The 14,708-nt window shown below is 50.9% G+C and carries 14 protein-coding genes; 4 read left to right on the plus strand and 10 right to left on the minus strand.

The genetic code is table 11. The features are described from left to right. The first annotated feature begins 31 nt into the window (after positions 1 to 31). The gene (locus tag EBB_RS13785; RefSeq protein ID WP_192394380.1) at positions 32 to 463 is read left to right on the plus strand and encodes a hypothetical protein; all 432 of its coding nucleotides are present in this window, start codon (positions 32 to 34) and stop codon (positions 461 to 463) included. Positions 464 to 872: 409 nt separating this feature from the next. Next, positions 873 to 1,154 (plus strand): flagellar protein FlhE, encoded by a 282-nt coding sequence (locus EBB_RS26710; protein ID WP_225587531.1) that lies wholly within the window; start codon positions 873 to 875, stop codon positions 1,152 to 1,154. A 53-nt stretch (positions 1,155 to 1,207) separates the two neighbouring features. Here EBB_RS26710 and EBB_RS13795 read toward each other — a convergent pair whose 3' ends face one another. From EBB_RS13795 to EBB_RS13805, 3 genes are all read right to left on the minus strand, one after another. Then, entirely contained in the window at positions 1,208 to 1,738 is a 531-nt protein-coding gene (locus EBB_RS13795; RefSeq protein WP_192394381.1) for a hypothetical protein, read from the minus strand. Positions 1,739 to 1,779: 41 nt separating this feature from the next. Further along, positions 1,780 to 1,923, minus strand: a complete 144-nt coding sequence (locus tag EBB_RS13800; RefSeq protein WP_192394382.1) for a hypothetical protein — start codon at positions 1,921 to 1,923, stop codon at positions 1,780 to 1,782. 123 nt (positions 1,924 to 2,046) lie between these two features. After that, positions 2,047 to 3,069, minus strand: coding sequence for an IS1595 family transposase (locus EBB_RS13805; RefSeq protein ID WP_192394383.1), 1,023 nt, complete (start codon positions 3,067 to 3,069; stop codon positions 2,047 to 2,049). Positions 3,070 to 3,196: 127 nt separating this feature from the next. Between EBB_RS13805 and EBB_RS13810 the strand changes: the two genes are divergently transcribed. Both EBB_RS13810 and EBB_RS13815 read left to right on the plus strand, forming a co-directional pair. Then, positions 3,197 to 3,412, plus strand: coding sequence for a DUF6471 domain-containing protein (locus EBB_RS13810; protein ID WP_192394384.1), 216 nt, complete (start codon positions 3,197 to 3,199; stop codon positions 3,410 to 3,412). A 32-nt stretch (positions 3,413 to 3,444) separates the two neighbouring features. After that, positions 3,445 to 3,858: a hypothetical protein gene (locus EBB_RS13815; protein ID WP_192394385.1), complete on the plus strand. Its 414-nt coding sequence runs from the start codon at positions 3,445 to 3,447 to the stop codon at positions 3,856 to 3,858. A gap of 168 nt (positions 3,859 to 4,026) precedes the next feature. Here the strand turns inward: EBB_RS13815 and EBB_RS13820 are convergent, their stop codons facing one another. The 7 genes from EBB_RS13820 to EBB_RS13850 form a co-directional block, all read right to left on the minus strand. After that, the gene (locus EBB_RS13820) at positions 4,027 to 4,365 is read right to left on the minus strand and encodes a hypothetical protein (RefSeq protein WP_192394386.1); all 339 of its coding nucleotides are present in this window, start codon (positions 4,363 to 4,365) and stop codon (positions 4,027 to 4,029) included. A gap of 42 nt (positions 4,366 to 4,407) precedes the next feature. After that, positions 4,408 to 5,034, minus strand: coding sequence for a nucleoid-associated protein (locus EBB_RS13825; protein ID WP_192394387.1), 627 nt, complete (start codon positions 5,032 to 5,034; stop codon positions 4,408 to 4,410). A 159-nt stretch (positions 5,035 to 5,193) separates the two neighbouring features. Continuing rightward, positions 5,194 to 8,250, minus strand: a complete 3,057-nt coding sequence (locus EBB_RS13830) for a type I restriction endonuclease subunit R (RefSeq protein WP_192394388.1) — start codon at positions 8,248 to 8,250, stop codon at positions 5,194 to 5,196. Next, positions 8,247 to 9,371 carry a PDDEXK nuclease domain-containing protein gene (locus tag EBB_RS13835; protein ID WP_192394389.1) on the minus strand — a complete coding sequence of 375 codons (1,125 nt, stop codon included), beginning with the start codon at positions 9,369 to 9,371 and terminating at the stop codon, positions 8,247 to 8,249. The genes EBB_RS13830 and EBB_RS13835 overlap by 4 nt, the downstream gene beginning before the upstream one ends. Further along, entirely contained in the window at positions 9,358 to 10,686 is a 1,329-nt protein-coding gene (locus tag EBB_RS13840; RefSeq protein WP_192394390.1) for a restriction endonuclease subunit S, read from the minus strand. The genes EBB_RS13835 and EBB_RS13840 overlap by 14 nt, the downstream gene beginning before the upstream one ends. A gap of 67 nt (positions 10,687 to 10,753) precedes the next feature. Further along, entirely contained in the window at positions 10,754 to 13,195 is a 2,442-nt protein-coding gene (locus EBB_RS13845) for a type I restriction-modification system subunit M (protein WP_192394391.1), read from the minus strand. Between the two features lie 25 nt (positions 13,196 to 13,220). Continuing rightward, on the minus strand, positions 13,221 to 14,675 hold the full coding sequence (locus tag EBB_RS13850; protein WP_192394392.1) for an ATP-binding protein: 1,455 nt from the start codon (positions 14,673 to 14,675) through the stop codon (positions 13,221 to 13,223). Between the last annotated feature and the right edge of the window lie 33 nt (positions 14,676 to 14,708).

A 14,708-nucleotide genomic window follows, 5' to 3' on the forward strand; every position in this document is an offset into this window, starting at 1 on the left:
CCTGTTTCTTAACTTAAAAAACAGGTGCCACATGGCAGATTCCCACGTTATTTCCGGTCTTCTCACCAAGCGTTCCGAACTGGCAGGATTGGTTCAGCACTATCAAGCGGAGATTAGCCGGATCACTGGTAATCTTAACCACATTGACGCTACCATCAAATTGTTTGCTCCTGAGTTCGACCTGCGCACAGTCCGCGTCAAGGAACACCGGAAGCGCAATCAATATTTCAAACATGGGGAAAGTCACCGGATAGTTTTGGATGTTCTGCGAGAGAGCGGCGGCGCATTGACTAGTCGACAGGTCGTAGAAAATATTCTACGACAAAAAGGGTTGGAATTGAGTGCGGACATGATAGATCAGTTCCAAAAAAGCGCCCTAAATGTACTAAAACGCCTAGAAAATAAAGGACTGATTGTACAAGCCGTTCCTAATGGCGCATCGCGCACATGGCAAATCATCTAACCTTATACTCATCATAATTTAACATTACGATTAGGCTGATTCTGCGACAAATTGACTCATCATCAACGTTAGTCTATCGGCTATACTCTTCTGCGGACAAAATCTATTGTCCATAAACTGAAGTACATTTTGGAGTTATTTTTTAGGAGTGTAATGGTATGGTTACCAAATCAATCGGCAGGAAAATTCTTCTCAGTATAAGCTTGATGGCGCTAATGCAGTCTGCACTGGCTCAGACAGGGTCTGTGACAGCCACTGTTCAGCTTATACCGGCATCAGAAATTATGTCAGCTCCAATGGGAACACCATCTGATCCTGTTGAAAGTTTAGGCATTGTCCCACTTGCCAGCGGCGGCGCTTGGGCGAATAGCGCCGGAGGCCCGACATTATAATCTATTACTATCTGCAACTGAATCCAGTTGGTAGTATTCCTGCTACAGCTACCATTACGTCCGTTGTTTGGTCTTGGGGACTATCCCGTTATCCGACTGGCTTGATAGTCTACCTGTGCCACAATACAACAAGTGCATGTATAAATGTAACTAGTACTGGAAGTGGCTCTACTTCAAGCTTCAATGGACTTCCTGCGAACAAGAAAATGATTTATGCGTTCGGCGTTGCTGGTTCTGGTTCTGTATCTCCGCCCGCTTATGGCCAAGTCGATCAGGTCATTGTGAACTACCAATATTAAGCAAAATATGACCGCCTCTATATTTTTAAATATTTAGGCGGTCTTTGGAGTCATCATGCCGATTTTAAATATTTGCTATATTTATCAAGGCCAGTTTTTGCTTGGTAATCTTCCGGCAGACTTTTATTAAACTGCATAATCTTGTTAAATATATCTGAGTCACTAGCCCCACTGCCCTTCATCTCTGTATAAATCTGAATTCGCTGGTCTCTAATTTTATCTGCTTCATTTTCAAAGTTCTTGACTTGCTGAGTATATGCGGACATGGCTGATGTGTCGCTTAGGCTAGGCAAATCATTCAAATCTACAAGCTCAAAATCTCTAGAGTACGTATATACGTTAGCCATCTCCTTTGCGAACTCAGGATCGCTATTTACTCGATCAAAAATGAGCTTCACGCCATCTGATGTTGTGGCTTTTGAGTCGTTTAATGCCTTATAAGCGGAGCCACTGATTTGCACGTTATCACCAGCACTAACAGCGTTGTCAGCGGTGATATTGTTGGCTGAGTTAGATTGATAATTGCGGGCAATGGATGAAGTGCCGTAGGTCGGGTACGTATTCGATGTTGTGTTTATAAACATGCTCTATCTCCTTATTAAACCTGAAATTCAAACAGTCAAGATCAGTTTTTAATTAAAAAGCATGATTTATGCCAACGCATTTTGACTACTTTATGGCGTTCTGATGGCTTTTTGGCATCGGCTTGCCGCCATTCTAGGCTAGCACCAATAATAAGCGGCAACTTTTTGCCGCTTCCCATACTCATGTGTTTTGACGCGATTTCGCATAATGTAACGCAGAGGCCGTGCAACTTACACGGCTGCGAGTGTGCAAATAGAAGGCTCTTTGCGTCATGTTAATACTAGGACTGCTATCTACAATAAAAGACCTAAGAAGCCAGTCGTTCAGCCTGGCGCTTGTTGCCTTGCCAGTAACCGCACCAATCACGATTTACGCGAGTCTGAGCGCATTTTTTTGTAATATCCATAAAGATGTCACCATTGGGCAAACGCCGGGTATCTTCCCGATAAGCGGCTTCATTGGCATAATTCGCCAGATACAGGTTGCCGAACTTATGTGTTTGGCCGTACTGCATCCGGCGGAACCGTGAGAAATAGGATTCGGCCAAGTTGTTGGTGATGCCTGCATCACTACGATACTCCAGGGCATGATTCACGCGACGGGTGTCAAATTTAGCGTGGAGCACATCATAGGCGTTGGATTCATCGGCGCAGATCATTGATCCCTTTTTTAAAAACTCTGTAGCCAGCTTGCTTACGTCGGCCTGATTCTCGGATTTGATGACAAACGTCAGTGTCTTGTCAGCCCCTTTGATTTCATTATCTATCGTTTCCGCTCGTTGGCGCATTACGAACACACAACGCTTATCCGGGCGTTGGTTTTCGGCCAAACGCCGATCTATGCGGTCTTCTTTCTTATTTTTGGGGCGGATATAGCCATTGACATAAGCGCCGTCCATGTGAATTTCTCCCGCCAGTGCTTCACCGTTACGTTGTTCCATCAGTGATTCTCTTATCTTATGCGCTAATACGAAAGCGGTTTTGTATTGAACACCAAGATCACGAGAGAGCTGCAACGCAGAAATCCCTTTCACGGCATTGGAATAGATAGCTATTGCGCCCAAATAAACTTTCAGAGGTAACTTATGAAAAGCGAAGATCGTACCTGAAGTCACTGAAAAAGTATGGTTGCAATCTCTACAGCGCCATTGGCGACGACTTCTGATGAAGTAATGCTTCGCTAAACTGGCACACATCGGACAACCGGTTTCATCGCCATCTCCCCAGCGCAGTTCCCGGAACAGTGAAAAGGCTTGGTCGTCGGTCATGGCGAAAACTTGGCGGACCGACAGGGTGCGAGCTTTGGCTGAAAGCAGGAAGTGTTGAGACATGGTAGAACTCCAAATATCTACGAATATGTGGATATTGTATCCTATATGTGGAAATACGCAAGATTTATTTGTAGAATTATCCATGTATATGTAGACTATTCATTGGAATTGACATTAGGGGGATGCCATGCATGAAGAATGGAGCCAAAGGGCTACCAACATTCTTAAATCCGAACTCGCTCGCGCAGGAATTGGGTATGAGGAATTGATACGCCGCCTGGGCGAAATCGGCGTTGAAGAAAGCTATAAGGGGATTGCCAATAAAATTAATCGTGGCGCATTCAGCTTTGCTTTTTTTATGCAGTGTATGAAGGCTATGAAGATTGAAAACATTAGGCTGTAAGAATTCAATACTATTATGGGGTTACAGAAAGCATGAGCAATATAAATAATGATGTACTTAAATTGTTAGCCTTTATACTTTTGGCGACTCTGCTGGGAATCGGCGCTTTGTTTTCTAAAATAGTCGGGCTCGATTTCGCAACAGGCATGGATGTTTTTACAAGAATTATTATGTGGCTAGCATTATTGGGTGTAGTAATTTATTTTATAAATGATTTCGGATTTAGATTCGTTTCAATTTTGCCAGCTAGTATTGTAAGCTTTTTACTTTGCTGGCTTCCGGCATTTGATTATTGGTCCAGCCAGGATTTTCGAAATTTTAGTTTTAATGGAAGTATAAATTATGCTTGGTATGCGACTGGCTGGATTCAGGCGCTGATCGGCCTAGCAATTATCACAGGTGGACATGGGTTAATACATTATCTTGATTCGCGCAGTAGCTATTGATGCCTCAAAAAAGTCTGTGCAGAGTCGACTTTTATTTATTTAACGAAAACATTACTACAGTAGCGGTAATAGATAAAAGTACTCCAAATAAGTAAATTGAAAGAGCGCTACATAGAATAGATAAGTTAGTGTTTAACATAATAGGCGTTAATCCCACAAAGCTCAATATCAAGCCGCACCCCCTATTCTGATTATGTACGGTTTAATCCCGCTAATGTCGGCGGATGTGCGTTGACTTTTATGATATTTCACAATTTTAAAATTGAGTATCACTTCTTTCTGCGCTGTTGTTAACGCATCCATCCAGTTAAAGTTGCGCTTTATAAGCTCAAACCTTAAAAAAATTGGTGCCACAATAATTGTGGCAGCAAAGCAGCATATGAATGCTATCATTTTATCGCGTATAGCTGGATTAAATTCTTCTCCGAATAGTATTCCAATTACAGGCAGGCTTATTAAAAAATAGAAAATGGCGATTTTCTGATGTATATTTATTTTTTTCAACATGCTACACCTCAACATGTTGATTTATATGGCTTTGTGCGATTGCTACATAATATCGATAATTTGTCTGGACAATGGGGTCCACTTTACCGTGACACCAAGAAAATCCCGAAAATAATCTGTAGCACTTTTACTATCTTCACCACTACGCCGCTTTTTAATAAAGGTCACGTATCGATCGTTTCCGGCCTTCCATGCTGTCAGATTAATTCTGGCCGCTTCGTGAAGGTGATCAATATCGAAATTGACCGTTTTATTGATTGTTAGCGTGGTGTCGTCGATGCCTGTACCAGCCTTTAATTTGAGCGATACAACAAACATGAAATCCTGCCCATTTTCCTGGTAACGAGCAAAAAACAAATAGCCCCCAGTGGCGAGAGACGCACCGTCGATAGCTTTCTGATAGCAGGTTTTCAGTCCCAGAGTGTATACCCCAAGTCCTTGTTGGTCTGTCAGGTATTTGTCGAGCAAATCTGAAAAGGGGTAAGCAACATCCTCACTTTTAAAGGCCCCATAGCCACGAGTCATAGTTCGATTAAAAACATCACGAATCCCACCCACCAAATTTTGTAAATTATCTTCGTTTGGCAAGACCTCATCCCGCATTTTGGCTACCGACGGTTTGTGTCTATCCTTATCAAACCGATGGACGATTGCTTCCTGAATAATCATTTCTATGCTCCAACGAATATAAATTCCATTAACGGGATATTGTGTAAGTCTGCCAAAAAGCCACTATTGTCTTAATTTCGCAGACACGTCTGCGAATTTGCCCGACACTGTCTGGCGAATTTTATCGAAGTAAAACCGATCCCTGACGATTGCAACGCTTCACAACCCAGCACCAGACTGTGGCGGCACATTGGGCGGTATCAATCCAGGCTGATAAGTCGTATCAAAAACAGTATCGGTCAGCCACCGCTTAAAGTTTGGATTATCGCTAAACTGTTTGAACAGTTCGGTGTGATCGGCCAGCAACTCAAGAATGACTCGGTTTAGTGCCTTGTCATGCTCTAGGCGTGCATTCTGTTTGTCGGAGTGCTGCACGGCATTTTGATAAGCCTTATCCTGAGAAACCCGATTCGGAATTTCCTCGGCAATCACCTTGCGAATCTTGTCGCCATCCTTCCATTCGATATTGCCGAACAAGTCGTTAAAGGCTTTGATGATGTTGGATAGCTTGTCGATTTCGGTAATCTTGCCTCCGCCGCCAGCACTGGTCGGTGCCGGCTCTACACTGCCATCCTCATCTTCCATGCCCATGCTCAACGCGGCTTTCACTTCCGGCCGATAGCTGTCCATGTCGATGGCGTCGAGCACGCCCTTGGAAAGATCTTCTTCCTTAGGCGCAGGCATCTTTGGAATCAGGAAATTCAGGAAGATCGCCAGTTTTTCCCAAGCCGGATGACCATAGGTCAATATAGCTCCCAGGAATCCATAGCTGCGTACGAAGGCCTTGGCTTTGCCTTTAAACTCGACTTGGGCATTTTCATCCAATTGCTGTTTGTACGCTTCGACGCAAACATCCAGAATCGGGTCCAACTTGTCGCGTTCCGCACCTTTGATGTACAGCGCCACCAAGTCTTCCACCTGCTGCCAGGCATACACTTGATGGCCGTCCAGATCGTTTTTCAGGTCATGCAGTTTGTTCGGGTCGGTTTCGCCGACTTGCACCGTGGCGCGGTAATATTCCTGAAACGCCGCCTGTACCGCTTCGGCGTTGTCGGCAAAGTCCAGCACAAAGGTATCGTGTTTTTGCGGATGGGCGCGATTCAGTCGTGACAAAGTCTGCACGGCCTGCACCCCAGCCAGTGCTTTATCGACATACATGGTATGCAGCAATGGCTCGTCGAAGCCGGTGACGAATTTGTTGGCGACAATCAAAATCCGATACGGATCCTGCTTCAGCTTGGCCGGAATGTCCTTACTGGGAAAACCATTCATGTCAGCTTCGGTCACATTCTTGCCGCCCACCTCATGCTCGCCGGAAAACGCCACGATGGCCTTATACGGACTCTTGATTTCCCGCAAGTAATCGCCGATCTCGCGATGATAATCGATGGCCCGCGCGATGCCGTTGCAGACCACCATCGCCCTCGCCTGGCCGCCGATCTTGCGTTTGCCGATCACCTGCGCCGTAAAATGGTCGATCATGATTTCAGCCTTGCGGCGAATGGCTTTGTCGTGCGATTCGACGTAATGGCGGATTTTCTTCAGCGCCTTGACCTTGTCAAAATCCGGATCGTCTTCCACGGTCTTGGCGACGCGGTAAAAGCTGTCCACCGGCGTGTAATTTTTGATGACATCCAGGATGAAGCCTTCCTGAATCGCCTGCTTGGTGGTGTAAGTCAATTCCGGCGGCGAACGGAAATGTACCTCGTCGCCTTCCTGGTAGCGCTCGCCGAACAGCTCCAGGGTTTTATTCTTCGGCGTTGCGGTAAAGGCAAAGTAACTGGCGTTGGCCAGCATCTTGCACGACTCGATCAGCTTGTTCACCGCGTCCTCGACCGACTCTTCGTCGTCCTCGTCGTCACCGGGCGCGGCGGACAAGGCAATGTGCATTTTGGCGGTGGTCTTGCCGCCCTGGCTGGAATGCGCCTCGTCGATCAGCAACGCAAAGCGGCGGGAACCCAGATCGTCCAGTTCATCCAGAATAAACGGAAATTTCTGCACCGTGGTGACGATGATTTTCTTGCCCTTGCGCAGAAAGCCGCGTAATTCCTCGGCGCTATCGGAATGGCCAAAGATCGAGGCGACATGGTCATAGCCCTTGATGGTCTTGGCAATTTGCGTATCCAGGGCGCGGCGGTCGGTGATAACAATCACCGAATCGAACTGGGCGCTATTGGCATCGTTGGCTTGCTTCAACTCCACCAGCTGATGCGCCAACCAGGCTATGGTGTTGCTCTTGCCACTGCCGGCCGAATGCTGAATCAGGTAACGGCGGCCCACGCCTTCGGTTCCGCAGCGGCGCAACAAGGCCCGCACCGTGCGCAGTTGATGGAAGCGCGGGAACACCTGTTTGCGTTTTTTCTTGCTGCGCTCGTCTTCCTCCTCGACGATCTGGGCGAAGTTTTCGATGATGTTAGCCAGCGATTCCTTGGCCAGCACCTGTTTCCACAGGTAATCGGTTTTCAGACCGTCCGGATTGGGCGGATTGCCGGCGCCGCTGTTCCAGCCCTGATTAAAGGGCAAAAACCACGAGGTCTTGCCGGTTAGATGCGTGCAAAACGCCACCTCGCTGTCGTCCACCGCAAAATGCACGATGCAGCGGCCCATTTGAAACAGCAACTCGCGCGGGTCGCGGTCGGTTTGGTATTGGGTGATGGCGTCGGCGACGGTTTGTTTGGTCAGCGAGTTTTTCAATTCAAAGGTCGCCACCGGCAGGCCGTTGATGAAAATCGCCATATCCAGCGAACGCGCGGCTTCGTCGTTGCTGTAGCGCAGTTGGCGGGTGACGCTGAACAGGTTTTTGGCGAAATTTTCCGCCGAACTGGCATTACCCGGCGTCGGCAGGAATTTATACAAATCGACATGCGCCGGGCCGTGGCTGACGCCCTTGCGCAACACATCCACCACGCCGCGTTTGGCAATCTCGCCCTGGATGCGATGCAGAAACTGGCTGCGTTTGATGCCCTCCCGAGCCAGTTCCAAAGTTTCAACTTTTTCGGGCTGAGTCGCCTGCAAAAAGGCTAATAATTTGACGACATCCAGCGCCACGTCGCGGTTGTAATCGTGCGGCTGACCTGGCTGATAACCGCCAATGCCGTAGGAACCCACACTGGATTGAACCGCGTTACCGGCGGCAACGTCCAGTGTCGGTTGACCGGTGAGATGTTTAACGATCAGGGCTTCCAGGCCCTTTTCGCTGGTGTCGGTGGGCTTCATGCGTTGTCTCCCTTTTTCTTGTTCCGGGGCTTGGGCGCTTGATTCGCTGTCTCGGCAATGGCCGCCGGTAGCGGCAAAGTGACCTGTGCGGCTCGTTCGCGCGCCAGTTCCACGGCGCGGTGCAGCTGTGCCTGCAAAACTTTCATATCCGGGATGTGTGCCAGATATTCGGCCACGCGGATATTGGAAGCATCCATATCCATCAGCTTGACCTGCTCCGCATCCTTGGTAGCGCACAGAATCAGCCCGATGGGCGCCTCCTCGCCCACGGCGCGGTCGTGCTGGTTCAGCCAGCGCAGGTACAACTCCATCTGGCCCTTGTGCGCGGGCTGGAACTTCTCCAGCTTCAGTTCCACCGCGACCAGCCGTTTCAGATGGCGGTGGTAGAACAGCAGGTCGAGGTAGAAATCGTCCGCACCGACGCTGATGCGCTTTTGCCGCGCCACGAAAGTGAAGCCCACGCCCAGTTCCAGCAGGAAGCGCTCCATTTCGCGCAAGATGGCATTTTCCAGGTCGCGTTCGCTATAGTCGTGCGGCAGGCCCAGAAAGTCCAGCATGTACGGGTCGCGGAACACCAGTTCGGGCGTCATCTGCCCACCCGCGCGCAGGTGGCTGATTTCCGCCTTCACCACAGCTTCCGGCTGCTTGGCGATGGCCGTGCGCAGGTACAACTGGCTGGCGATGCGCTCGCGCAGGGTTCGCACGCTCCAGCGCTCCACGCGGCACAGCTCGGCGTAATACTCGCGTTCCAGTGGCTGCTTGAGCGGCAGGATTTCAATGAAATGGCTCCAGCTCAATTGTGTCGCCAGCGGCGACACAATGGTTTCGTCGGGGAATACCTCGGCAAACCGGATCATACGCGCCAGATTACGCGCACTGAAACCTTGGCCGTAGTCCTGCACCAATTTTGCCGACAGTGTCGGCAAAATCTCCTCGCCGTACTCCGCACGGCCATCGCGCAGCACTTCACTACGGATGCGTTTACCCACATACCAATACAGCATCGTCAGCGTGGCATTGGCGGTCTGCGCGACGTGCTGGCGGGCAGAGTCGATCAGGCCGCGCAACTCCAGCAGTAAGGTGTCGGCCGGTTTGGGTGCGGCGGGTTTATTCTTCGCCATCCTCGTCCTCCCCATCGGCTTCGATGTCTTCGTCGCCGCCCAGTGCCGCTAAAGCCTCATCGGCTACCTCGTCATCCGGGCCGGGCAGCCAGTCGCGCACGTCGATTTGGCCGGTGACGACATCGGCAATCAGACGGTCGCGGTATTCGAGGATAAGAGATATTTCATGATTAGTCCTACTTATTGCGATTTCTATGTCCTGTGTTTCAAGTTCAATAGTGTTAGCAATATAACCTTGCTCATCTAATGGAGGAACCGGAGCATATAAGTTCAGTAGCCTCTCAACCGATAGACCGGGCTGAGCCGCAGAAATAGAATATTGATTTAGATTCATGGCCGACAATAATTTTCTTAGCCATTGGATGTCATGTTGTGGTCGAACCGTGACCACAACAGCGTGCTCAGATGGCCAAAACCGACCAGAAACGTGGTGTACATTTCCACATAATGCACCTTGACGCCCAATCAGGATAAACTCACCATCATGAGTAAATCCAGAGGTATAGCCTCGAATTCCATTACCTCCGTATACAGGATATTCACCAGTTTCATCTATTGAAAAGCTTGTAATTCCATCTCCACTCTTCATAGCGCATAAAGTCTTTAAACGGTTGACCTGCCAATGCTCGGGCACATCCCCGAGCCACTCGATACCGGAGGGCTTCAACGCGACCGAAGCATCAAGCCCGCGCGTTACGGCGTGGTCGATGATGCGCAGCTTTTGCTCATTGAGCAAGTTAATCAACTCACGCTTAGCCTTGATGAAACGGGCAATATGAGCATCTTGCACCCGCAGATAGGCGACGATTTGATCTTGCTCTGCTCGCGGCGGCAACAGCGACGGCATTTGCTTGAATTCGTCCCAATACAGCCGGTTACGATCCGAGACGATGCCGCGCGAAAACTTGTTCACCTCGCGCATATAGGCTGCCGTGCGGAACAGGTAACTGAAATAAGCACTATTGGCTTCCGGAAACGGACTGGCCACCACATAAGCCGGGCTGACCAGGCCATCAACCGGCGCCGCGCCAAGCGCGCCTTGCCACATCCGCATCATGTTATAGGCAATGTCGCCCTTGGCCGCGCGTTTGTACTTTTCCTTCTGGCTCATCACCTGCTTGCGCTTCAAGTTCTCCATGTCGCGCACGCGCACACCGGTACGCAATGACACTTCCAAAATCGGCAAGTCCGGAAAGCCAGTTTGCACCCGATGGGCAAACAGTCGGCCATTGCGAAGCACCTGCCAACCTTCCGGAATTTCAGGCACCCAAGGCAAGCCGGAGTCTCGATAAGACGGATATCGAACCGTATCCATTACGCAACTCCCGCAGCTTTGCAAGGGCTATAAGTCAATTGTCTACTCAGTGCGTAGACAAAACCGTTCATGCCGCCCCCACGATTTTATGCAACAAGCCCTCGGTCTGCTGTTCCAGGGCCAGAATGTCGGCGCGGATTTGCTCCAGCGTCCTGAGCGGCGCGGGCCGGTAGAAATATCGGGCAAACGAGATTTCATAGCCGATTTTGGTGGCGTCCATCGCAATCCAGGCGTCGGGCGCATGCGGCAGCACTTCGCGGACAAAAAACGCTTCGATGCCGCCGGGTTCGGTCAGCGGCACTTGTTCGGTGTCGCGCAAATCGCTGTCGGCTTCGTATTCCAGCATGTAGCGGTCTTTGCCGTCTTGCTCCAGATAGGCTCCGTCGTAGCCGGGTTCGAAGAAGTCATTGGCTTTGAGTTTGGTGCGTTTGGCGATCACTGGCGGCGCGGTTTCGTCACGCCAGCTCACGGCTTTGTAGATGATTTTTTTATCGGAAGCACTGGGTTTCTTGTCGAGCTGTTTCATGGCCGCATCGAAACGAGCGCGGAACTGGTTGTGATCGTCAAAGATGTCTTCGCCGAGTTCCTGTTGTGCCAAACTGGCCAGTTCGACCAGGGCTTTGTCGCGCAGCCAAGTGGCTGGGTCGAGCAGTTTTTTGCGCTTTTGAGACGATACGTTCCTGTATCGTCCCCCTTCGGGGTCGCCATGCGATCCAAATCCGTTCCCGACGGATTTGTCCGGCACTGATTTCTTGGCGGGTTTGCTGTCTTCCTCATCGCCGTCCTCCGCATCTTCGTCGCTATCGTCGCCTTTCAGCCAGGCCTCAATCTCAGGCCGTAGTTTGGCGAATTGATCGTACAGCGCATCGCCCCAGCGACTGTAAATCTCGCTACGCAAGGCTTCATCACCGGAGGCAAAGCGCAGGGTTTCGATGGCGCTGCGTTTGAGCTGGCTCTTCAGGCGTAACGGCCGTTCGACGGTGATTTTCCAATAGCCGAAATCGGCATTATTAAACCACTTGGATTCCGGCGTTATCTTTGGCGCATCGTCATCGGCTGGTGGCGATTGCAGGTAATGCTCCAGAATGCGTTCGATGTCGGCTTCACCAAGGGCGCAGTTTTTCTTGCCCATGTTCCGGCGCAAGGGCTGGAACCATTGGCTGGCGTCGATTAGTTGCACTTTGCCCTTGCGGTATTCGGCCTTGCGGTTGGTGAGCACCCAAATGTAGGTGGCGATGCCGGTGTTGTAAAAGATATTCAACGGCAAGGCGATGATGGCTTCCAGCCAGTCGTTTTCGATGGCCCAGCGGCGGATGTTGCTTTCGCCCTGGCCGGCGTCGCCGGTGAACAGCGCCGAACCGTTATGCACCAAGGCGATGCGGCTACCCAGCGGGGTGTTGTGCTTCATCTTCTGCAGTTTGTTGACCAGGAACATCAGCTGGCCGTCGCTGGAACGTGTGATGAGTTTGTATTCCGGGTCGCCGTTGTGGGTAACCATGAAGCGCGGGTCATTAAAACCGGCTTTGCCGCCCATGCGTTCCAGGTCGGTTTTCCAGCTTTTGCCGTACGGCGGATTGGACAACATGAAGTCGAATTCGCGCGCCGGAAACTGGTCGGCCGACAAAGTGGATTTATCCGCGCCGCCGACGATGTTTTCGGCTTCTTCGCCTTCGCCCTTTAGCAGCAAATCGGCTTTGCAGATGGCGTAGGTTTCCGGGTTGATCTCTTGCCCGAACAAATGAATCGAAACTTCCTTGCCATGACTGGCGGCCAGTTCCAGCAGCGTTTCCTCGGCCACGGTCAGCATGCCGCCGGTGCCGCAAGCGCCGTCATACAAGGTATAGGTGCCGGATTCGATCCGGTCGGCAATCGGCACGAACAGCAACTTGGCCATCAGTTTAACCACGTCGCGGGGTGTCCAGTGTTCGCCGGCTTCTTCGTTGTTGTCTTCGTTGAATCGGCGGATCAATTCCTCGAATGCCGTGCCCATGCCGTGGTTGTCCAGCCCCGGCAGTTTGATGCGGCCGTCGCCATCCAGCACCGGTTGCGGCGACAGATTCACATCGGGATTAAGAAAATCTTCGATCAGGTAGCCCAGGACATTGGCATCGACCAGGGTCTGAATCTGATCGCGGAATTTGAATTTGGCCAGGATTTCCTGGACGTTGTGGGAGAAGCCATCGAGATAATCGATGAAGTTATCGCGCAATCTTTGGCCTTGGCTACTGGCTGCCAGACGCGACAGGGTAAATTCCGAGGTGTTGTAAAAAGCCTGGCCGGCGGCCATGCGTAAGGCGCCTTCCTGATCGACAACGCCATGTTGATCGAGGAACTTTTTACGTTCCAACACCGCGTCTTTGCTGGATTCCAGCACGGCATCAAGGCGACGCAACACGGTGAACGGCAGAATCACATCGCGGTATTTGCCGCGCACATACACGTCGCGCAGACGGTCATCGGCGATGTTCCAGATGAAGTCTGCAATCCATTTGAGTTGGCTTTGGTCCATGGTTTCCTATCGCCGTTTGTCCGGCTTAATCGTTATATTCGGGTTGATTCAATTCCGATGCGCCCATCCAGTAGCACAGCAACGGTGCTGGCAGACGCATGATCTGGCTGGCAGTATCGCCAGTTTGCGGCAGACCGGTCATCAAACCAAAGTCATCGAGCGACTTGGTGACAACGTAGCCGCGGGCAATTTTCTTTTGCTCGCACAGTTCGATCAAACCTTTCAATTCACGCGCGCCGGTGTGTTGGGCGCGGTATTTCACTTCGAAGGGGATCAATTGGCCGCCGATTTCTGCGACTAAATCGACCTCGCGGTCTTGTTTGCCGTGCCAGTAGGTAAAACGCACATTCTGGGAATAATAGCGCGCGAACAGATGTTTAAACACTGCCGTTTCGGTCGCCACGCCCAAGGCTGCGGGATCGTCGATGATGCTTTTGCCCTTCAGCAAAACAGCGGGCGCGATCGCGGCATCGGCCAGGTAAATTTTGAAGCGCCCCTTGAGTACGTCTTTGCCATAACCGAACGGCGGCAGGCGATAAATCAGGTGGCAGGCTTCCAGGAGTTCGATGAAATGCTGGGCGGTGGGACGTTTGACTTCCAGATTGCTGGATAAGTCTGTGATATTCAGCAAACCGCCGTCGTGCATGCACAAATACAGAAAGGTGTGTTCAAGATCGAGAATCCGGCGCACACCAAACAGCGCGGTCATATCGCGCTTGAGCGCCTTATCGATAATGTCTTCACGCAGCAAGCGCTGAGCCTGGGTGATGCTTTCCACTTGGGCTGTTTGCGGGAAGCCGCCGCGAATCAGATACTCGTGAAAATGGCCGACATAGGGCACGGCGATTTCCTGCGCCCGGTAAAATTGTGGCGGCGTCCAGTCGAACAGCTCGGTCAAGCTTTTTAAAGGGGGCAACGGTGGCAGTTGCACTTGTTTGATTTGCAGGTACTCGTAGAACGATAGTGTGGTCAGCCGAATGGTATGCCAGCGACCGACGCCGGACTCCTGGTCGGCTTCTACCAAGGGCATGGCGGAACCGGTAAAGACGATGCGGCGCTGTTTATTGAAATCGATCTGGTGTTTTACCCAAGTCCCCCAATCACGAATAAACTGGGCTTCGTCGAGAAATAGGTATTCAGGCCCATCGACGCGCGGCTCGCGCTCGCGCCACGCTTCCAACACGGCTTCGATGCCCGCCAGTTTGAGCACCGGATGGTCAAAAGTGGCGTAAAGGATGTTGGCTGCTGGGATACCTTGCTTTAATAAAGCGTCGATTTGTTGTTGTAAAAGTGTCGTCTTGCCGACCTGGCGAGCGCCGGACAGCAGAATGGCGCGATGGACCGGTGGATGATTAATCCAGCGGTTTAACTCGCGCGAAGCAGCCCGCTGCCAATCCGGTAAGTCCGCAATTGGCTCACCTCGCCACCAGGGATTGAATTGGGCCAGTACGGCAATTAGTTCTTCTTTTGAGACTCTCATGAAGAAATCTTAGCATTTGACTGATATTATTGT

The sequence above is a fragment of the Methylomonas fluvii genome, from assembly GCF_014850975.1.
Classification (GTDB): Bacteria; Pseudomonadota; Gammaproteobacteria; order Methylococcales; family Methylomonadaceae; genus Methylomonas; species Methylomonas fluvii.

Coding starts and splice junctions, on each gene's coding strand:
- EBB_RS13830 (WP_192394388.1), bottom strand. CDS start 8,250: ATGAAGCCCACCGACACCAGCGAAAAGGGCCTGGAAGCCCTGATCGTT.
- EBB_RS13840 (WP_192394390.1), bottom strand. CDS start 10,686: ATGGATACGGTTCGATATCCGTCTTATCGAGACTCCGGCTTGCCTTGG.
- EBB_RS13820 (WP_192394386.1), bottom strand. CDS start 4,365: ATGTTGAAAAAAATAAATATACATCAGAAAATCGCCATTTTCTATTTT.
- EBB_RS13795 (WP_192394381.1), bottom strand. CDS start 1,738: ATGTTTATAAACACAACATCGAATACGTACCCGACCTACGGCACTTCA.
- EBB_RS13835 (WP_192394389.1), bottom strand. CDS start 9,371: ATGGCGAAGAATAAACCCGCCGCACCCAAACCGGCCGACACCTTACTG.
- EBB_RS13815 (WP_192394385.1), top strand. CDS start 3,445: ATGAGCAATATAAATAATGATGTACTTAAATTGTTAGCCTTTATACTT.
- EBB_RS13825 (WP_192394387.1), bottom strand. CDS start 5,034: ATGATTATTCAGGAAGCAATCGTCCATCGGTTTGATAAGGATAGACAC.
- EBB_RS13845 (WP_192394391.1), bottom strand. CDS start 13,195: ATGGACCAAAGCCAACTCAAATGGATTGCAGACTTCATCTGGAACATC.
- EBB_RS13810 (WP_192394384.1), top strand. CDS start 3,197: ATGCATGAAGAATGGAGCCAAAGGGCTACCAACATTCTTAAATCCGAA.
- EBB_RS13785 (WP_192394380.1), top strand. CDS start 32: ATGGCAGATTCCCACGTTATTTCCGGTCTTCTCACCAAGCGTTCCGAA.
- EBB_RS13850 (WP_192394392.1), bottom strand. CDS start 14,675: ATGAGAGTCTCAAAAGAAGAACTAATTGCCGTACTGGCCCAATTCAAT.
- EBB_RS13805 (WP_192394383.1), bottom strand. CDS start 3,069: ATGTCTCAACACTTCCTGCTTTCAGCCAAAGCTCGCACCCTGTCGGTC.
- EBB_RS13800 (WP_192394382.1), bottom strand. CDS start 1,923: ATGAGTATGGGAAGCGGCAAAAAGTTGCCGCTTATTATTGGTGCTAGC.